The 18,439-nt window shown below is 73.4% G+C and carries 21 protein-coding genes; 13 read left to right on the top strand and 8 right to left on the bottom strand.

The window, feature by feature from the left end; translation table 11 throughout:
- Nucleotides 1-206: 206 nt before the first annotated feature.
- The gene (locus E2B92_RS20690; protein ID WP_235023903.1) at nt 207-878 is read left to right on the top strand and encodes a PepSY domain-containing protein; all 672 of its coding nucleotides are present in this window, start codon (nt 207-209) and stop codon (nt 876-878) included.
- Nucleotides 879-905: 27 nt separating this feature from the next.
- On the opposite strand, the gene E2B92_RS20695 is transcribed toward E2B92_RS20690, so the two are convergent.
- Both E2B92_RS20695 and E2B92_RS20700 read right to left on the bottom strand, forming a co-directional pair.
- The gene (locus tag E2B92_RS20695) at nt 906-1,730 is read right to left on the bottom strand and encodes a transglutaminase-like domain-containing protein (RefSeq protein WP_126888129.1); all 825 of its coding nucleotides are present in this window, start codon (nt 1,728-1,730) and stop codon (nt 906-908) included.
- Between the two features lie 5 nt (nt 1,731-1,735).
- Complete coding sequence (locus E2B92_RS20700; protein WP_126888130.1) at nt 1,736-2,740, bottom strand: GNAT family N-acetyltransferase; 1,005 nt, start codon at nt 2,738-2,740, stop codon at nt 1,736-1,738.
- Nucleotides 2,741-2,853: 113 nt separating this feature from the next.
- Here E2B92_RS20700 and fdxA point away from each other — a divergent pair, with 113 nt between their 5' ends.
- The gene (gene fdxA, locus E2B92_RS20705; RefSeq protein ID WP_126888131.1) at nt 2,854-3,174 is read left to right on the top strand and encodes a ferredoxin; all 321 of its coding nucleotides are present in this window, start codon (nt 2,854-2,856) and stop codon (nt 3,172-3,174) included.
- A gap of 83 nt (nt 3,175-3,257) precedes the next feature.
- The gene (locus E2B92_RS20710; RefSeq protein WP_126888132.1) at nt 3,258-4,355 is read left to right on the top strand and encodes a bifunctional succinyldiaminopimelate transaminase/glutamate-prephenate aminotransferase; all 1,098 of its coding nucleotides are present in this window, start codon (nt 3,258-3,260) and stop codon (nt 4,353-4,355) included.
- Between the two features lie 54 nt (nt 4,356-4,409).
- On the opposite strand, the gene E2B92_RS20715 is transcribed toward E2B92_RS20710, so the two are convergent.
- Nucleotides 4,410-4,748, bottom strand: coding sequence for an ATP-binding protein (locus tag E2B92_RS20715; RefSeq protein ID WP_126888133.1), 339 nt, complete (start codon nt 4,746-4,748; stop codon nt 4,410-4,412).
- Between the two features lie 364 nt (nt 4,749-5,112).
- The gene (locus E2B92_RS20720) at nt 5,113-6,054 is read right to left on the bottom strand and encodes a hypothetical protein (RefSeq protein WP_126888134.1); all 942 of its coding nucleotides are present in this window, start codon (nt 6,052-6,054) and stop codon (nt 5,113-5,115) included.
- A gap of 30 nt (nt 6,055-6,084) precedes the next feature.
- Here E2B92_RS20720 and dapE point away from each other — a divergent pair, with 30 nt between their 5' ends.
- Together dapE and E2B92_RS20730 are read left to right on the top strand one after the other, a co-directional pair.
- Complete coding sequence (gene dapE / locus E2B92_RS20725) at nt 6,085-7,176, top strand: succinyl-diaminopimelate desuccinylase (protein WP_126888135.1); 1,092 nt, start codon at nt 6,085-6,087, stop codon at nt 7,174-7,176.
- Nucleotides 7,177-7,253: 77 nt separating this feature from the next.
- Nucleotides 7,254-8,024, top strand: a complete 771-nt coding sequence (locus tag E2B92_RS20730; protein WP_126888136.1) for a TIGR00730 family Rossman fold protein — start codon at nt 7,254-7,256, stop codon at nt 8,022-8,024.
- 9 nt (nt 8,025-8,033) lie between these two features.
- On the opposite strand, the gene folP is transcribed toward E2B92_RS20730, so the two are convergent.
- A complete protein-coding gene (gene folP, locus E2B92_RS20735) occupies nt 8,034-8,894 on the bottom strand; it encodes a dihydropteroate synthase (protein WP_126888137.1) in 861 nt (286 codons plus the stop codon).
- A 127-nt stretch (nt 8,895-9,021) separates the two neighbouring features.
- Here folP and E2B92_RS20740 point away from each other — a divergent pair, with 127 nt between their 5' ends.
- Both E2B92_RS20740 and E2B92_RS20745 read left to right on the top strand, forming a co-directional pair.
- Nucleotides 9,022-9,384, top strand: coding sequence for a DivIVA domain-containing protein (locus tag E2B92_RS20740; protein WP_399432223.1), 363 nt, complete (start codon nt 9,022-9,024; stop codon nt 9,382-9,384).
- Nucleotides 9,381-9,971, top strand: a complete 591-nt coding sequence (locus E2B92_RS20745) for a DNA-3-methyladenine glycosylase I (protein ID WP_126888139.1) — start codon at nt 9,381-9,383, stop codon at nt 9,969-9,971. Before E2B92_RS20740 ends, E2B92_RS20745 begins: the two co-directional genes overlap by 4 nt.
- A 124-nt stretch (nt 9,972-10,095) precedes the next feature.
- Here E2B92_RS20745 and E2B92_RS20750 read toward each other — a convergent pair whose 3' ends face one another.
- Nucleotides 10,096-10,878: an enoyl-CoA hydratase/isomerase family protein gene (locus tag E2B92_RS20750; protein ID WP_126888140.1), complete on the bottom strand. Its 783-nt coding sequence runs from the start codon at nt 10,876-10,878 to the stop codon at nt 10,096-10,098.
- Nucleotides 10,879-11,190: 312 nt separating this feature from the next.
- Here E2B92_RS20750 and E2B92_RS20755 point away from each other — a divergent pair, with 312 nt between their 5' ends.
- Nucleotides 11,191-11,358, top strand: coding sequence for a DUF3117 domain-containing protein (locus E2B92_RS20755; protein WP_003966491.1), 168 nt, complete (start codon nt 11,191-11,193; stop codon nt 11,356-11,358).
- A 110-nt stretch (nt 11,359-11,468) separates the two neighbouring features.
- On the opposite strand, the gene E2B92_RS20760 is transcribed toward E2B92_RS20755, so the two are convergent.
- Entirely contained in the window at nt 11,469-12,134 is a 666-nt protein-coding gene (locus E2B92_RS20760) for an O-methyltransferase (protein ID WP_126888141.1), read from the bottom strand.
- Between the two features lie 144 nt (nt 12,135-12,278).
- On the opposite strand from E2B92_RS20760, the gene sigE reads away from it, so the two are divergent.
- From sigE to E2B92_RS20785, 5 genes are all read left to right on the top strand, one after another.
- Nucleotides 12,279-13,040: an RNA polymerase sigma factor SigE gene (gene sigE / locus E2B92_RS20765; protein ID WP_179166401.1), complete on the top strand. Its 762-nt coding sequence runs from the start codon at nt 12,279-12,281 to the stop codon at nt 13,038-13,040.
- Nucleotides 13,037-13,888, top strand: coding sequence for an anti-sigma factor family protein (locus E2B92_RS20770; RefSeq protein ID WP_126888142.1), 852 nt, complete (start codon nt 13,037-13,039; stop codon nt 13,886-13,888). Before sigE ends, E2B92_RS20770 begins: the two co-directional genes overlap by 4 nt.
- A gap of 94 nt (nt 13,889-13,982) precedes the next feature.
- Nucleotides 13,983-15,851 (top strand): S1C family serine protease, encoded by a 1,869-nt coding sequence (locus E2B92_RS20775; RefSeq protein WP_133087635.1) that lies wholly within the window; start codon nt 13,983-13,985, stop codon nt 15,849-15,851.
- A gap of 99 nt (nt 15,852-15,950) precedes the next feature.
- Nucleotides 15,951-16,388: a sec-independent translocase gene (locus tag E2B92_RS20780; protein ID WP_126886090.1), complete on the top strand. Its 438-nt coding sequence runs from the start codon at nt 15,951-15,953 to the stop codon at nt 16,386-16,388.
- A gap of 127 nt (nt 16,389-16,515) precedes the next feature.
- Complete coding sequence (locus E2B92_RS20785; protein ID WP_235023905.1) at nt 16,516-17,211, top strand: hypothetical protein; 696 nt, start codon at nt 16,516-16,518, stop codon at nt 17,209-17,211.
- A gap of 60 nt (nt 17,212-17,271) precedes the next feature.
- On the opposite strand, the gene E2B92_RS20790 is transcribed toward E2B92_RS20785, so the two are convergent.
- Nucleotides 17,272-18,405 carry an Mrp/NBP35 family ATP-binding protein gene (locus tag E2B92_RS20790; RefSeq protein ID WP_126886088.1) on the bottom strand — a complete coding sequence of 378 codons (1,134 nt, stop codon included), beginning with the start codon at nt 18,403-18,405 and terminating at the stop codon, nt 17,272-17,274.
- Between the last annotated feature and the right edge of the window lie 34 nt (nt 18,406-18,439).

Genomic DNA, 18,439 nt, shown 5'->3' on the forward strand with positions numbered 1-18,439 from the left:
CATCAACCTCACCCGCATCGACGCCTGGCTCACCGGCAGACCCCTCGCCCGCACCCGGACCTCACCCTTTGCAGCACTCCGCCCCGCTGGATGAAGCCCAGCGGGGCGGAATTAACCAACAGCGTCCGACTCCGGGCGGGGGCCTTTCGGGTGAGACCGCCGCGGCCCCGGCATGCGCACGCGCCCCAGGGGTTACCGGTGCGGACATGACCGCTCAGCTCCGCCTCCGTACCGTGTCCGTCGCCGCCGCCGTGTGCGCCGCCGTCGCGTCCGCCCCGCTCCTCACCGCCTGCGGGGACACCGGGGGCTCACGGGTCGCCGCCGCCGCGCCCTCCCCGCAGGGCAGCCGCTCCGGCCCGGCGTCGCAGCGCCGCCACACCGAGGACCAGGCGGAGCGCCAGGCCCTGATCCAGGCCACCAAGGTGCCCTGGGACAAGGCGGCCGCGACGGCGGTCGGCGGCGTGGAGGGCGGGAAGCTCACCGAGATCGAGCTGAGGTGGGCGCGAGCCGCCGTCGGCAGCCCGAGCCCCGGCCCCCGCACCCCCGAGTGGGACACCACCGTCGCCGCCGGGGACGGTACCGCCCACACCGTCCGCGTCGACGCCGTCACCGGCAAGGTGACCGAGTCGCGCGTCGACCCCGGCCAGGACCCGGAGGACAAGCGGGAGCTGGCCGCTCGCGTGGGCGCCGCCAAGGTCACCCCGCAGCAGGCCGCCAAGACCGCGACCGACCGCACGAAGGGCACGATCACCGCCGTCGAGCTGGACGACACGGTGTGGTCCGTGGACGTCGTCACGACGAACGACTGGTACAAGACGACGTACGACATCGACACCCGAAGCGGCAAGGTCGTCCGCGAGCACGTCGACCGCGACTGACCGGGCGACCCGCGCCGGGCCCGCCGGTCAATTGAGCATCGCGCGGGCCGCCCGGGCGCGGTGGCGGACCGTCTCCGCGACGGTCGGCTCGACCGGCGCCACCACCTCCGCGTACGCGTCCATCTCCGCCGCGCCGGTCAGGAAGTCGCCGCGCTGCACCAGGAGCTGGGCGTGCTCGTAGCGCAGCCGGGCCGGGTGCGCCGGCAGCAGCAGCGACAGCTCCACCGCCCACAGGGCCACGTCCGACCGCTCGGGGCGCACGGAGGCCCAGGCGCGGATGTTGTTGAGGATGCGCAGCACGATCTCCAGCGGGTCGGCCGGCACCAGCATCGACGGGTGCAGCCGCTCCCCGGTGGCGCCCGCCACCAGCAGCTCCGCGTCCGCCCCGGTCAGCGCCCGGCCCCCGGCGAACGGGTCCGCCAGCACCCGCTCCTCCGGGTCGCCGAACCCGACCACGAAGTGCCCCGGCAGCGCGACCCCGTACACCGGTGCGCCCGCCCGCCGCGCCACCTCCATCCACACGACCGACAGCAGGATGGGCAGCCCCCGGCGGCGCCGCAGCACCTCGGGCAGCAGCGACGACTCCAGCCGCTGGTAGTCGCCGGGCGTGCCGTGGAAGCCGCACCGGTCACCGAGCAGCCCCGCCAGCGCCGCCACCCAGGAGCGCGGCCCGCGCAGCCCGAACGGCAGCAGGCCGGCCAGCCGGTCCAGTTCGATCTCGGCGGCGTCCATCCCGGCCTGCCCCAGCGCCGGGTCCGCCTCCGCGCCCACCAGCAGGCACAACGAGGCGAGGTCCGGCCGCTCCTCGCGGACCTCCTCGGCGAACCGGCGGCGCCACTCGGTGGTGTGCATACGCCTCACGTACCCGCTTCGGGAGATCGGAAGTGGTGGTACAGGTGGTGCACGGCGAAGCCCATCCCTTCGTAGAGGGCGAGGGCACCCCCATTGTCCGACTCCACCTGGAGCCACGCCGCCGACGCGCCCTCCTCCAGCGCCCGCCGGGCGAGCGCCGCCATCACGGCGGTGCCCAGCCCCTGCCGCCGGAACGCCGGGTCCACCTCGACCGCCATGAAACCGGCCCAGCGGCCGTCGACCACGCACCGCCCGATCGCGGCGGGCACGCCGCCCGCGCCCGGCACCGAGGCGAACCACACCGAGGGGCCGCTGCCCAGGACGTGCAGGACGGCCGGGCCGGGCGTGCCCGAGCGGTTGTAGCGGCGCAGCCACGCCCCGTCCACGGACCGGGACAGCCGGACGTCCGCGCCCGCCTCCAGGTCACCGACCGGCGCCAGCGCCCCGATGCGTACCTCCGCCGTGACGTCCCGGCGCCAGCCCCGCTCCTCCAGCGCCGCGCACAGCCGCTCCTGGGTGCCCTCCGCGCCGGTCGCCGCCTGCACGTACGGCGGCAGGCCCCGCTGCTCGTACCAGGCACGCACGCGTGCGAGGGCGTCGTCGAGCGGCATGCCGGGATCACCGAGCGGCAGCACCGAGTTGGCCCGCCGGGTGAACCCGTCGGCGGCCCGCAGCGTCCACTCGCCGAGCGGTTCGCTCTCCACCGGCTGCCACGCGCGCGCGGTCGCCCGGGCGAGCTCCTCGAAACCGGCCGCGGGGCCTCTGCGGCGGGCCGGGGCGGCCGGTACGACCTTGCCCGCCACCAGCGACGATTCCGGGATACGGACGGTCTCACCGGTCCGTCGTGTGATCAGCAGCACACCTTCGGTCCATGATGTGAGAACACCAACCGTGTCGGTGAACTTCTCCGGCTGTGCTCCAGTGTCGCTCAACCGGCGGACGGAGACTCGTTTTCCCACGTCAGAGGGGCCGATACGAACCTCCAGCCGTCCGCCCGCAGTGAATTCCACAGCTCTGTCCGCCCCTCCTGTTCGGTTCCGTCCCGAGAACGGAGATACTAGGTGCGGGCATCGACGACGCCGCGCTCCCGCGCAACCAGCCCTACCGAGGAGGAACGACCAGCGTGACCTACGTCATCGCGCAGCCTTGTGTCGACGTCAAGGACAAGGCGTGCATCGAGGAGTGCCCCGTCGACTGCATCTACGAGGGCCAGCGGTCCTTGTACATCCACCCGGACGAATGCGTCGACTGCGGTGCTTGTGAGCCGGTCTGCCCGGTCGAGGCGATCTTCTACGAGGACGACACTCCGGAGGAGTGGAAGGACTACTACAAGGCGAACGTCGAGTTCTTCGACGACCTCGGTTCGCCCGGTGGTGCCTCGAAGCTGGGTCTGATCGAGCGCGACCACCCCTTCATCGCCGGCCTGCCGCCGCAGAACGGCTGATCGCGCCCCTCCGGTCCCGTACGGCTCCCGCCGCTGTACGGGACCGACGCGTTTCTCCTCTCCGCACCAAGAAAGCGAGCACCGTGTCCTCCCCCGTCTCCGCACGCCTCCCCGTCTTCCCCTGGGACAGGCTCGAGCCCTACAAGAAGACGGCCGTGGCCCACCCGGACGGCATTGTGGACCTGTCCGTCGGGACGCCCGTGGACCCGGTCCCCGAGGTGATCCGGCGCGCCCTGGTGGACGCGGCCGACTCGCCCGGCTACCCGACGGTGTGGGGGACCCCGGAGCTGCGCGACGCGCTCACGGGCTGGTGCGAGCGGCGCCTGGGCGCGCGCGGCTTCGCGCACACCAACGTCCTGCCGGTGGTCGGCTCCAAGGAGCTGGTGGCCTGGCTGCCGACCCAGCTCGGCCTCGGCGCCGGTGACGTGGTGGCCTACCCCCGGCTCGCCTACCCGACCTACGAGGTCGGCGCCCGGCTGTGCGGCGCGACGCCGGTCGTCTACGACGACCCGACGGAGCTGGACCCCGCCGGGCTGAAGCTGCTGTGGCTCAACTCGCCGTCCAACCCGACCGGCAAGGTCATCCCCAAGGACGAGCTGGTCCGGATCGTCGCCTGGGCGCGCGAGCACGGCGTCCTGGTCTTCAGCGACGAGTGCTACCTGGAGCTCGGGTGGGAGGCCGACCCCGTCTCCGTCCTGCACCCGGACGTGTGCGGCGGTTCGTACGAGGGGATCGTCGCCGTCCACTCGCTGTCCAAGCGCTCGAACCTGGCGGGCTACCGTGCCGCGTTCGTCGCGGGCGACCCGGCCGTCCTCGGCGAGCTGCTCCAGATCCGCAAGCACGGCGGGATGATGACGCCCGCGCCCGTGCAGGCGGCGACGGTCGCGGCGCTCGGCGACGACGCGCACGTGGCCGAGCAGCGGGCCCGGTACGCGGCGCGGCGCTCGGCACTGCGCACGGCGCTGGAGACGCACGGCTTCCGCATCGAGCACAGCGAGGCGAGCCTGTACCTGTGGGCGACCCGCGACGAGCCGTGCTGGGACAGCGTGGCCTACCTGGCGTCCCTGGGCATCCTGGTGGCGCCGGGCGACTTCTACGGCGCGGCGGGGGAGCGGTTCGTACGGGTGGCGTTCACGGCCACCGACGAGCGGGTTGAGGCCGCGGTCAAGCGGCTGGGCTGACGGCATGCGAAGGGCCCGGGGAGGTCCCCCCGGGCCCTTCGCGTACGCCGGCGGTTACTTGCCGAGCCCCGGCAGGGCCGGCACGCCGCCGAGCGCGCCGGTGGGCGCCGCGCCCGCGGCTCCGCCGACGATCTCGCCGGCGCCGCCGGCCGCGTCACCGGCCGCCTTCTGAGCGACGGGCGTGGTGGCCTCGCCCGCCTGCGACACGGTCGACCCGGCGGCGGGAACGGCCTCGGTCGCCGAGGCGGTGTCGAGGCTGCTCACGCCGCCCAGCTCGGGGGTGTTGGCAAGGTCCATGGCGCTCGCGGAGCCGGCCGCACCGACCACGGGAGCTGCGCCCGCTGCGATCAGCAGCGCGGCACGGGCGATCCGACGGGTCAGGGGGAGGGACATGATGCTCCTTCGACGGGAGAGGACGTTGACGGTGGTGCCTGTCCGACGATCGGACGCTGTGACAACCGGCCGGGGACCGTGGAAGGTTGCGGTGACCCGAGGTAAAGAGTTGGTAATGCGTCGCATTATCGGCTCCCCCTAAAAACGGGCAAACGAGCCGGTTCCCCATGCGCGCAGAACCGTCACTTCCCGCTGCCCGCAAGGAAAAGTGGCCCTGGACCAATTCCGGCCGATGACGAGATGCGGATTCCCCCACCCGAAGGAATTCCCGTACGGACGCACGGACGCCGGACAGCCGCCGGCGGCCGGGCGGGGCCGTGCAGGGTCGCCCCCGCAGAGGTCGGCGGCGAAGGCGGGGCCACCGCTACCGCGCCACCCGGATGCGGACCTCGTCGGACCGGGACGCGCCGGAGCCGGCCGTGCGCCAGCCGTCCTGCGACTCCGCCGCGCTCCACACGCGGCCCGCGTACGTGACCTCGGCCAGCCCCAGGGTGCCCGCCCGGGCCACCGCCCACTGGGCCAGCTCCCAGCCGTCACGCGAGCCCTCACCCGGCGGCTCGCCGCCGCGCGTCGCGCCCTCGGGGCCGGCCGAGCCGGCGGCGGCCGCCCGTACCGGTACCGCGATGTCCGGCGCCGAGCCGCCGCCCGCGACCGTGCGCGTGCCGAAGGCGCGCCGCAGCTCCGCCCGGACCTTCGCCGGGTCGCCCGCCCGTACCGGGGTGCTGCCCGAGGTGCAGGTCAGGGACGCGGCCGCCCGCCCGGTGAGGGCGGCGGCCAGCAGCGCGGCGTCGGGCTCGTGCTTGGCGTACGCCTGGGGGAAACCGCTGCGCTGCACCCGCTGCGCGGCCACGGTCAGCGGCAGCCGCGAGTAGCCCGGCACCTTCGCGAGGTGGTCGTAGAACTTCCCGGCCGAGAAGACGGGGTCGAGGATCTGCGCCTCGGTGCCCCACCCCTGCGAGGGCCGCTGCTGGAACAGGCCGAGGGAGTCGCGGTCGCCGTACCGGATGTTGCGCAGGGCCGACTCCTGGAGGGCGGTCGCCAGCGCGATGGTGACCGCGCGCTCGGGCATCCCGCGCGACGTCCCCACGGCGGAGATCGTCGCGGCGTTCGACGCCTGCTCCGGCGTGAACCGGTACGTGTTGTTCCCGCTGCCCACGACGCACTGCGGGGCGCCCTTGCCGCCGGTCACGTACTGCACGACCACATACGCGACGACCGCCAGCAGGACGCCGAGCGCGACGGCGATCCTCAGGCGGCGGGGCCGGAGAGACCGGCGGGGACGGGTGGACTCGGACACGCAGCCCACCGTACTGGAGGCCGGGATAGGCTCGTCACCATGTCCGAGACCACGCCCGCCACCAAGCTGGACCTCACCCAGGACGGCCCGGCGCTCACCGCCGCGCTCGTCGACTTCCCCTCGGTCAGCGGCACCGAGAAGCCCCTCGCCGACGCGATCGAGCAGGCCCTGCGCACGCTGCCGCACCTGACGGTCGACCGGTACGGGAACAACGTCGTCGCCCGGACGAACCTGGGCCGGGACGAGCGGGTCGTGCTGGCCGGACACATCGACACCGTGCCGATCGCGGACAACGTCCCCTCCCGGCTCGACGAGAACGGCATCCTGTGGGGCTGCGGGACCTCCGACATGAAGTCGGGCGTCGCCGTCCAGCTCCGCATCGCGGCGACCGTCCCCGAGCCCAACCGGGACCTCACCTTCGTCTTCTACGACAACGAAGAGGTCGCCGCCCACCTCAACGGCCTCGGGCACGTGGCCGAGGCACACCCCGAGTGGCTGGAGGGCGACTTCGCCGTCCTGCTGGAGCCGTCCGACGGCCAGGTCGAGGGCGGCTGCCAGGGCACGCTGCGGGTCCACCTCCGCACGCGTGGCGAGCGCGCCCACTCCGCGCGGAGCTGGATGGGGTCCAACGCCATCCACGCCGCCGCCCCGATCCTGGCGAGGCTGGCCGCGTACGAACCGCGCCGGCCGGTGATCGACGGGCTGGAGTACCACGAGGGCCTGAACGCCGTCGGCATCGAGGGCGGCGTGGCCACCAACGTCATCCCCGACGCGTGCACCGTGGTCGTCAACTACCGCTACGCGCCCGACCGCTCCATGGCGGAGGCCGAGGCCCACGTACGCGAGGTGTTCGCGGACTGCGGCGTGGACGAGTTCGTGGTGGACGACCACACCGGCGGCGCCCTGCCGGGCCTGTCGCACCCGGCCGCCGCGGCCTTCATGGCGGCGGTCGGCGGCACCGCGCAGCCCAAGTTCGGCTGGACGGACGTGTCCCGGTTCAGCGCGCTGGGCGTGCCCGCCGTCAACTACGGCCCCGGTGACGCGCTCTTCGCGCACAAGCGGGACGAGCACGTCGCGGTCGACAAGATCACCCACTGTGAACGGCGACTGTACGACTGGCTCACTGCCTGACCTCCGTAATTTCGCCTTTTGTCACGTCCGTCGCCCTACCCTGAGCGGGAAACGATGTTCAGCGGAGGGAGCGGATCATGGGCAACCCCGAGGCCGAGGCCGAAGGACTGCGAGCGCTGGCCGAGCAGCGGCTGGGGCCGGTACTGCGCCGCCGGGAGCAGGTCCAGCCCGGTACCACCGATCAGCGGCTGCTGGACACCGCGGGCGACTCCGAGTGGGTCCACACCGACCCGTGGCGCGTCATGCGCATCCAGTCGGAGTTCGTCGAGGGCTTCGGCGCGCTGGCCGAACTGCCCAGCGCGATCAGCGTCTTCGGCTCGGCCCGCACCCCGGAGGGCACGCCGGAGTACGAGGCGGGCGTACGGATCGGCCGGGCGCTGGTGGAGGCCGGCTTCGCGGTGATCACCGGCGGCGGGCCCGGCGCCATGGAGGCCGCGAACAAGGGCGCCCGGGAGGCGAAGGGCGTCTCCGTGGGCCTGGGCATCGAGCTGCCCTTCGAGCAGGGGCTGAACCCGCACGTCGACATCGGCGTCAACTTCCGCTACTTCTTCGTGCGGAAGACGATGTTCGTGAAGTACGCCCAGGGGTTCGTCGTCCTGCCGGGCGGGCTCGGCACCCTGGACGAGCTGTTCGAGGCCCTCACCCTGGTCCAGACGCGGAAGGTGACCCGCTTCCCGATCGTGCTGTTCGGCACGGAGTACTGGTCGGGCCTGGTCGACTGGCTGCGCGACACGGTGATCGCCCAGGGCAAGGCCTCGGAGCGGGACCTGATGCTCTTCCACGTCACGGACGACGTGGACGAGGCGGTCGCCCTGGTCACCAAGGAGACCGGCCCCGGCCACCCCTGACCGGCAGGGCTACGCCAAGCCCCGGCGGGCGACCGCCGGGGGGCGGTGGCCCGCGATGGACGCGACCATGTCCAGCACCTGCCTGGTCTCCGCCACCTCGTGGACGCGGTACACCTGGGCGCCGAGCCACGCCGAGACGGCCGTCGTGGCGAGCGTGCCCAGCACCCGCTCCTTGACGGGCTTGTCGAGCGTCTCGCCGACGAAGTCCTTGTTGGACAGCGACACCAGCACCGGCCAGCCCGTCGCCGTCATCTCGCCCAGCCGGCGCGTGGCCTCCAGGCTGTGCCGGGTGTTCTTCCCGAAGTCGTGACCGGGGTCGATCAGAATCCCGTCGCGGCGTACGCCCAGCCCGGCGGCGCGTTCCGCCAGCCCGACCGTCACCCGCAGGATGTCGGCCATCACGTCGTCGTACGTGGTCCGGTGCGGCCGGGTGCGCGGCTCCGCGCCGCCCGCGTGCGTGCACACCAGACCCGCGCCGTACCGCGCCGCGACCTCCGCGAGCCGCGGGTCGACCCCGCCCCACGCGTCGTTCAGCAGGTCCGCGCCCGCCTCGCAGACCGCCTCGCCCACCTCGTGGCGCCAGGTGTCGACGCTGATCACCACATCGGGGAACCGCTTGCGCACCTCGGCCACGAACCCGACCGTGCGCCGCGCCTCCTCCTCGGCCGTCACCTCCTCGCCGGGGCCGGCCTTCACCCCGCCGATGTCGATGATGGCGGCGCCCTCCGACACCGCCTGCTCGACCCGGGCGAGCGCCGGCTCGTCGCGGAACGTGGCGCCCTGGTCGTAGAAGGAATCCGGGGTCCGGTTCACGATGGCCATGATCACCGGCTCGTGCGCGTCGAATTCACGCCGTCCCAAGCGCAGCATCCCGTTTGTCCTCCTCGCGTTCGTCGCCTGCGACCTTAACCGTCGGTGGCGCATGGCACGATCGGCAGCGTTGGGTTTTCGCTCCCGGTGGAGAGGCACGGTCGTGTTCTGGTTCTTGGCTGTAGCGATGGTCGTGGTCGTTGCCGCGGTCACCCTCGCCGTCATCGGCGGCGGGGAGAGCGAGGTGCTGCCCGAGGCGGCGCCGGAGCACACGGTGGATCCGCTGCCCCTGACCCGGCCCGTCGGCCGCGCCGACGTCGACGCGCTGCGGCTGCCGCTGGCGCCGCGCGGCTACCGGATGGCGGAGGTCGACGACGTCCTCGGCAGGCTGGGCGCCGAGCTCGCCGAGCGGGACGCGCGGATCGCCGAGCTGGAGGCCGCGCTGGCGAGCGCCCGGGCGGGGGACTCCGGTCCCGGAGCCGGCCCGGGAGCCGGCCCGGGAGCCGGTCCCGTCGCGGGCCCCGAGCGGGGCGAGGAGGAGGGCCGGTGACCGGCGCGGCCGTGCCCGGCCCGGACGGCCGTCCGCGCTGCCCCTGGGGCCTGTCCACCGAGGACTACGTCCGGTACCACGACGAGGAGTGGGGCCGCCCGGTCCACGGCGACGACGCCCTGTTCGAGCGGCTCTGCCTGGAGGCCTTCCAGTCGGGCCTGTCCTGGCTGACGATCCTGCGCCGCCGTGAGGGCTTCCGCCGGGCGTTCGACGACTTCGCGATCGCCGCGGTGGCGGAGTTCACCGACACCGACCGGGACCGGCTCCTGGCCGACACCGGGATCATCCGCAACCGCGCCAAGATCGACGCCTGCCTGGCCAACGCCCGCGTCCTGGCCGGCTGGGAGCCCGGCGAGCTGGACGCCCTGATCTGGTCCTTCGCCCCGGACCCGGCCTCCCGCCCGGCGCCCCGCACCCTCGCCGACGTCCCGGCGGTCACGCCGGAGTCGACCGCCCTGTCCAAGGAGCTCAAGAAGGCCGGGGTCCGGTTCGTCGGCCCCACGACGGCGTACGCCCTGATGCAGGCCTGCGGCCTGGTCGACGACCACCTCACCGACTGCGTGGCCCGCGGCGGCGCGGTGGTCTGATCCAGGACCGGGACCCGGCGCCCGGACCCCGGGCGCCCCGATACCGGACCGGCGCCCGGTGAGCGGCTCGCCCGTGCGGGCGACCGGTCCGCCGGGCGCCCGCACCCCGACCGCGCCGCGGGGGTCAGCGGCCCAGGTACCTGGGCTTCTCCTTGGCCAGGAAGGCCTGCACCGCGATGCCGTGGTCCGCGGACGCGCCCGCCCTCGTCTGGAGCTCGTCCTCCTTCTCCAGGGCCTCGTCCAGGGTGTGGGCCGTCCCGTACGCCAGGGACTCCTTCAGCGCCGCGTACGCCAGCGTCGGGCCGGCCGCGAGGGTGCGGGCGACCGCGGCGGCCTCGCCGGGCAGGTCGTCCACGGGGACCACCTTGGTGGCGATGCCCAGCTCGTACGCCTCCTGCGCCGTGATCGAACGCGGGAAGAACAGCAGGTCGGCCGCCCGCCCGGGGCCCACCACCCGCGGCAGGGTCCACGAGACGCCCGAGTCGGCGGTCAGGGCGACCCCGGCGAAGGAGGTGTTGAACGACGCCGTGTCGGCCACCACCCGGTAGTCCGCCGCCAGGGCGAAGCCGAAGCCCGCGCCGGCCGCGACGCCGTTCACCCCGGCCACGACCGGCTTGGGCATCCCGGCGATGGCCCGGACGATCGGGTTGTAGTGCTCCCGCACCGTGCTCATCGTGTGCTCGGTGCCGAGCACCGCGACGTGCTCCTTGAGGTCCTGTCCGACGCAGAAGGCCCTGCCCGTCGCGGTCAGCAGGACCGCCCGTACGGCGGAGTCCTCCGCCGCCGCGAGGAGCGAGTCACGGAGGGCGACCTTCGCCTCCATGTTCATCGCGTTCATGGCGTCGGGCCGGTTGATCGTGATCGTGGCGAGTCCGTCGCTCACCTCGTACAGCACGGTGTCGGCCATGGCGGGTCCCCTTCGCGGCTCCGGTGGTGATGTCCCGCCCAGCATGGCGGAGATCATCGGGCCGGGACATGTGACCTGCGTCAAAGAATGTCCGGGGCCGTCGTCGCGTGCGGTGGCGAAGTATCGCAGGCGTATCGCCGAAATGGACGGTTTTGCGAGAGCGCGTTGCGCAAGCGATGCCGACCGATGTTGGTCATCGGGTCCTGCCATGCGGGATAATGACCTGGAAGCAATGTGTTCGATGCCGGTGATGCGTGCCCATGCCAGAGGGCCGTCGGCGACGATGAGCTGGTTTCAGGAAGGGGAACGAGCATGGCGGCCATGAAGCCGCGGACGGGCGACGGCCCGCTCGAGGTGACCAAGGAGGGGCGGGGCATCGTCATGCGCGTTCCGCTCGAAGGCGGCGGTCGGCTTGTCGTCGAGCTGACTCCGGACGAGGCCGACGCGCTCGGCGACGCACTCAAGAAGGTCGTCGGCTGAGGCGGATCGACCCCTGTATTCCACGGGCCCCCGGCACGGTACGCGGTGACGCGACCGGCCGGGGTTTTCGTTGCCCCCGGCCCCAGCCTCAGCCCCGCCGCGCGTCGCCGTCAGCCCCGCCGCACCGCGCACAGCAGCCCGTCGCCCACCGGCAGCAGGGACGGCAGCAGCTCCTGGCTCTCCCGCACCGCCCGCAGCAGCTCGCGCAGGCGGAGCACCTCGGCCGGCTGGGCCGCCGAGTCGACCGTACGGCCGTCCGCGAAGACGCCCTCGAAGCAGACCAGACCACCCGGGCGCAGAAGGCGCAACGATTCAGCGAGGTACTCCAGGCACTCCGTGCGGTCACCGTCGCAGAAGACGAGGTCGTAGCCGCCGTCCGCGAGCCGGGGAAGCACGTCGAGGGCGCGGCCGGGGATGAAACGGGCCCGGTTCCCGGCGAAGCCCGCCGCCCGGAACGCCTGCCGGGCGAACTGCTGCCGCTCCGGTTCCGGGTCCACCGTGGTCAGCACCCCGTCGGGGCGCATGCCCTCCAGCAGGTAGATGCCGGACACGCCCGTCCCGGTGCCGATCTCCGCCACCGCCTTGGCGTCCGCCGTGGCCGCCAGCAGACGCAGCGCGGCGCCGGTGCCTGGCGACACCGAGGGCAGCCCCGCGTCCCGGGCCCGGTCACGGGCCCAGCGCAGCGCTTCGTCCTCGGCGACAAAGGCGTCGGCGAACGCCCAGCTCGTCTGCCGGTTGGCGGTAATGACCCTCTCCTGTCCCCGTAGTTGGCGCAACGGTGACTGTAGCCGTTCGGGACCGGGAACCCGCAGATGGGACCGCGCGTTATGGAGGGGTGGGGGGAGTACATGGATCAAGAGCCGAAGACGGTCCCAAATTCACGTAAAGATTCTTATCCGGAGCTAACGGGCGAGGTGGCTATGGTAGGGGCTCCACTGGACACCACCAGAGCCGATAGGGGAGGTGCGGCTGCGCCTGTGGATCGGGGAGGAGTGCTGCGGCGCCTTCTCAGGTCGGCGGGTGAGCCGAAATCCGTGACCGACACCGCTGACCGTTCCATGCCCGCCGACTTCGCACCCACCACCGCGACCTTCGCCTCGGATGCGGAATCGCAGGCGTGGACTCCGCCCTCCTGGGAGGAGATCGTCAGCACGCACAGTGGCCGGGTCTACCGCCTCGCCTACCGGCTGACGGGCAATCAGCACGACGCCGAGGACCTCACCCAGGAGGTCTTCGTCCGGGTCTTCCGCTCGCTGTCCACGTACACGCCCGGCACCTTCGAGGGCTGGCTGCACCGCATCACCACCAACCTCTTCCTGGACATGGTGCGCCGCAAGCAGCGCATCCGGTTCGACGCGCTCGGCGACGACGCGGCGGAGCGGCTGCCCAGCCGCGAGCCGTCCCCCCAGCAGGTCTTCCACGACACGCACTTCGACGCCGACGTCCAGCAGGCCCTCGACACCCTCGCGCCCGAGTTCCGCGCGGCCGTCGTCCTGTGCGACATCGAAGGGCTGTCGTACGAGGAGATCGCCGCGACCCTCGGGGTCAAGCTCGGCACCGTCCGCAGCCGCATCCACCGCGGGCGCTCCCACCTGCGCAAGGCGCTCAAGCACCGATCGCCCGAGGCCCGGGCCGAGCAGCGCACCTTCGTGGCCGTGGGCGGGGAGGGCGGACCCGCGTGAGTGGCACAAGTCCGACCCCCGCGGAACAGCATCTGGGGGACCGCCTCGCCGCGCTCGTCGACGGCGAGCTGGGCCATGACGCCCGCGAGCGGGTCCTCGCCCACCTGGCCACCTGCCCCAAGTGCAAGGCCGAGGCCGACGCGCAGCGCCGGCTGAAGAACGTCTTCGCCCAGGCCGCCCCGCCGCCCCCCTCCGAGGGGCTGCTCGCACGCCTCCAGGGGTTGCCCGGGGGGCCTCCGGGCGGTGACGACGACAGGTCGGGCCCCTTCGGGCCCCGGCCCGGACGGCTCGGCGGCGACGGTGTCTTCGCGGTGAGACCCGACGCCTTCGGCTACGCCGGACCGGAGCCGGGCTTCCGCATACACGAGGTGGACCGCCAGGAGCCCGAGCGCTCCGCCTGGCGCGGCCGGAGGTTCGCGTTCGCGGCCGCCAGCGCGGTGTCGTTCGCGGCGATCGCCCTGGGCGGCGCCCTGCCGACGGTCGCCACGGTCGACGCACGCGGCGACGGCACGGGCAACAGCGTCACGCCGTTGCGGTCGCCCGGCCAGGCCCCGAGCGCGGGCGCGGGCGAGAACAGCCGCCGCCGGGGCGGAGGGTACGGGCCGGTGCGGACGACGGAGCGGCCGTCCGGGCCGCTGTCGGCCATCCCGCTGCACGCGGTGCAGCGCCCGGGCGTCCATCCCTTTCTGTCGGCGTCCCCACTGGGCGTGGTGAGCGCGCTGAACAGCTCGCCGCCCGCGCCGCTGATACGTCCCACGGGGCCGGCGTCGCACCTCGCCACCGCGGGCGGGCTGACCCCGGCCGCGACCCCGTCGCCCAGCTCGCTGCCGCTCCCCGCGGGCCGCTGACCGGCCGCCCCCCTGCGCGGCGGCCACCGGACCTGGTTGAATCACGCGCAGGGGCGCCCCACAGGGGCGCGGACGGGCACGCAGCGGGGAGAACATGGACGACGGGAAGCCCACGGGGTCGAAGCCGAAGTGGTGGAGCCGCCCGGCGCGGCAGCAGACCGTGACGGACCAGCAGACCGTGACGGACCGGTCGGCGGCCGAGTCGGCGGAGCCCGGCCCCGCCGCCCCGGCGGCCCCCGAGGACACCACGCCCGCCCCGGCACCCGAACCGGCCCCCGCCGCCACGGCGGTCGCCCCCGCACCGCAGCCGGCCCCCGAGCAGGCACCGGAGGCGCACCCGGCCGTCACCGGGCAGCGGCAGCCGGTCGAGGCACCGGCGCGCCCGCAGCCCCTGCACCAGCCCGACGAGTACCGCACCCCGCCCTACGGCGAGCCGGGCCCCTGGGCGCCCGCGCCGCCCGTGCAGCGCCCGGTGGCGACCCCCGCGCACGGCACGGCCGTCCCGCCCGCGTACGGGACGCCGCAGCCGGTCACGCCGCACCACCCGGCACCGCAGCCCCCGCAGCCGCCCGTGCCGCCGCAGCACCAGGCACCACAGCAACCCCAGGCACCCCAGCCGACGCAGCAGCACCACACACCACAGCAGCCGCCCCAGCCGCCCCAGCAGCCTCAGCCCCACCAACCCCAGCTCCCGCAGCAGCCCCAGCTCCCCCAGCAGTCCCAGTCCCCGCAACAGCCCGCGCAGCCCTCGCAGCAGCCCCAGCCGACCCAGTGGCTCCAGTACGACCCCTGGAGCAGGCCCGGCGGGCCGCAGCAGCCGCTGACCCGTCCCGGCTCCGTGCCGGGACGGCGCAAGGGGCGGCGCGGCCTCGCCGTGGTCGCCGCGCTGCTGTTCGCGGGCCTCACCGGCGTGATCGGCGGCGGTGTCGGCGCGTACATCGAGCGGCACGGCGGCCTCGCCACGGTCGAGCTGCCCCAGGCCGGTCCCGAGGACGGCGACCGGGCGCCCGACAGCGTCGCCGGCATCGCGGCCAGTGCCCTGCCCGGCGTGGTCACCCTGCACGTCAGCGGCGGCGGCGAGCAGGGCACGGGCACGGGTTTCGTCCTCGACGAGCAGGGCCACATCCTCACCAACCACCACGTCGTGGACCCGGCCGGCGCCTCGGGCGACATCACCGTCACCTTCAGCGGCGGCGAGACGGCCGCGGCCGAACTGGTCGGCAAGGACAGCGGGTACGACCTGGCGGTCGTCCGGGTCAAGGGCGTCTCCAACCTCAAGCCCCTGCCGCTGGGCAACTCCGACAATGTCCGCGTCGGTGACCCGGTCGTCGCCATCGGCGCCCCGTTCGACCTCCAGAACACCGTGACCTCCGGCATCATCAGCGCCAAGGAGCGGCCCATCACGGCGGGCGGCGAGAAGGGCGACGGCAGCGACATCAGCTACGTCGACGCCCTCCAGACCGATGCGCCGATAAACCCGGGGAATTCCGGTGGTCCGCTGCTGGACGCCAAGGCCCGGGTGATCGGCATCAACAGCGCCATCCGTGCCGCCGACAGCGGTTCGGGAGCCGACGGCGGCCAGGCCGGCTCGATAGGTCTCGGCTTCGCGATCCCGGTCAACCAGGGCAAGCGGGTGGCCGAGGAGCTGATCAACACCGGCAAGGCCAACCACCCCGTCATCGGTGTGAGCCTCGACATGAAGTACACCGGCGACGGTGCCCGGGTGGGGGAGAAGGCCCAGGACGGCGGCGCCTCCGTCATTCCCGGCGGCCCCGCGGCCAAGGCGGGCATCCGGCCCGGTGACGTGATCACCAAGGTGGACGGCCAGCGGGTGCACAGCGGCGAGGAGCTGATCGTCAAGATCCGCGCCCACCGCCCCGGCGACCGACTGGAGCTGACGCTGGAACGCGCCGGCAAGGAGCAGACCAAGACGCTGACCCTCGGTTCCTCCGCCGGTGGCTGAACGGCCATCGGCGGGCCACCGGGGGTCCACCACGAGGTACCGCCCCGGCAGCCGGGCCAGGTACCGTGTTACGGGCCCCGGGCCGGAAGGAGCAGCAAGGTGTTCAATGACATAGGCGCACTCGAGCTGGTGGCGCTCGTGGTCCTTGCCGTCCTCGTCTTCGGCCCGGACAAGCTGCCGAAGGTCATCCAGGACGTCTCCGGCTTCATCCGCAAGATCCGTGACTTCTCGGAGAACGCGAAGCAGGACATCCGCAGCGAGCTGGGTCCGGAGTTCAAGGACTTCGAGTTCGAGGACCTGAACCCCAAGACGTTCATCCGCAAGCAGCTCACGGAGAACGAGGACCTCAAGGAAATCCGCAGCAGCTTCGATCTCAAGAAGGAGATCAACGACGTCGCCGACGCGGTCAACGGCCACGAGCCGGACGCGTCCGTCCCGGCGGCGGTCAACGGCGGCGGTACCGGTCCCGACCTGCTGAAGAAGGGCGACGGCCCCGGCCGGGCCGAGCGTCCGCCGTTCGACGCCGACGCCACCTGAACCCCTCCCGGCCGCCCTTCCGGAAAGAGCTCCCGCAAGGTGGCTATCCTCTCCATCTGTCCGGTTGCGAGAACGCCCGTCGGGGCGTGCCGTACCGGACTCCACGGATGAGGAGGCGGCCGGGCAGATGGAGACGACGAGTCGGGTAGGGGCGCAGGGTGCCGCACCCAGCACCACATCGACGTCCGAGGCGACCGGGGCGCCCGAGGGGGTGCCCGCGGCCCGGCGTACGGTCGACGGCTATCTGCGCGCGTCATTCCCCTGGTACGGGCTGGACGAGGCGTTCACCGGGCCGCGCTGGCTGATGCAGGTCGGCACGTCCGCCGACGGCACGGTGCAGCACGGCTCGACCGGCCACGGCGACGAGCCGTCGATACGGCCGGACCGGCTGGACGGGGCCGGGGCGGAGAGGGAGCGGTTCGCGGTCGTCGTGACGGTCGCCGCCAGCCCCGTGCGCCGCAGCGGCGACGGTACGGGGGTGCTCGACGCCACCACCGTGTCGTCCGCCGCCTGGCTGGCCGGGTCGGGGCTGCTGGCGTACACCTGGCCGGCGCAGCTCGACCACGCGCTGCGTGACGACTGGCTGGACCAGCAGACCGAGACGGCCTTCGAGCTGGCCGACGACCTGAACGGGCCGGAGTGGTCGACGCTCTCCCTGCCGGTCGACGGAGTGCCGACGCCGTTCCACTACCGCGAGTCGGAGTTCGGCTGGGTGCTGGCCGGCACGGCCGGGGCCGCGGTCCATCTGGGCGCGTACGGACGGGGCATGAGCGCGTACGGCCTGGGCTTCTCGGTGGTGCGGGACATCACGGCGTACGCGTAGAAGCGGACGCGCGAAAGGGGCGGCCCCGTGCGGGGCCGCCCCTTTTCCGCGTGGGCGCGCTCAGAACTTGTTGCGCGGGGTGATCCCCAGGGACATGCCCGACAGGCCGCGCTGACGGCCGCCCAGCTTGCCCGCGATGGAGCGCAGGGCCGCGCCCGCCGGGGAGTCCGGGTCGCTCAGGACGACCGGCTTGCCCTCGTCGCCGCCCTCGCGCAGCCGTACGTCGATCGGGATGGAGCCGAGTACCGGCACCGTCGCGCCGGTGGTCTTCGTCAGGCCGTCGGCGACCTTCTGGCCGCCGCCGGTGCCGAAGACGTCGACCATCTCGTCGCAGTGCGGGCAGGGCAGGCCCGACATGTTCTCGACGACGCCCACGATCTTCTGATGGGTCTGCACGGCGATGGAACCGGCGCGCTCGGCGACCTCGGCCGCCGCCTGCTGCGGAGTGGTGACGACCAGGATCTCGGCGTTCGGCACGAGCTGGGCGACGGAGATCGCGATGTCACCGGTGCCCGGGGGCAGGTCCATCAGCAGCACGTCCAGGTCGCCCCAGTACACGTCGGCGAGGAACTGCTGGAGCGCGCGGTGCAGCATCGGGCCGCGCCACACCACCGGCGCGTTGCCGGGGGTGAACATGCCGATGGAGATGACCTTCACACCGTTCGCCGACGGCGGCATGATCATGTTCTCGACCTGGGTCGGGCGGCCGTCCGCGCCCAGCATGCGGGGCACGCTGTGGCCGTAGATGTCGGCGTCCACGACACCGACCTTCAGCCCGTCCGCGGCCATCGCGGCGGCCAGGTTCACGGTGACGGAGGACTTGCCGACGCCACCCTTGCCGGAGGCCACCGCGTACACCCGGGTCAGCGAGCCGGGCTTGGCGAACGGCACCTCGCGCTCGGCGGTGGTGCCGCGCAGCGCGGCGGCCAGCTCCTTGCGCTGCTCGTCGCTCATGACGTCGAGCGTCACGTCGACGCCGGTGACGCCCTCCACGCGGGAGACCGCCTCGCTCACGCGCGTGATGATCGTCTCGCGCATGGGGCAGCCGGAGACCGTGAGGTAGACGGTGACGGCGACCGCCCCGTCCGCACCGATCTCCACCGACTTGACCATGCCGAGCTCGGTGATCGGTCGGTTGATCTCGGGGTCGTTCACCGTCGCCAGTGCTTCGCGCACCGCGTCTTCCGTAACCATATGGAGATGGTACGGCGCGGGACCCGGCCTCCGG

The organism is Streptomyces sp. WAC05374, assembly GCF_004353505.1.
In the GTDB taxonomy this organism is placed as follows: Bacteria; Actinomycetota; Actinomycetes; order Streptomycetales; family Streptomycetaceae; genus Streptomyces.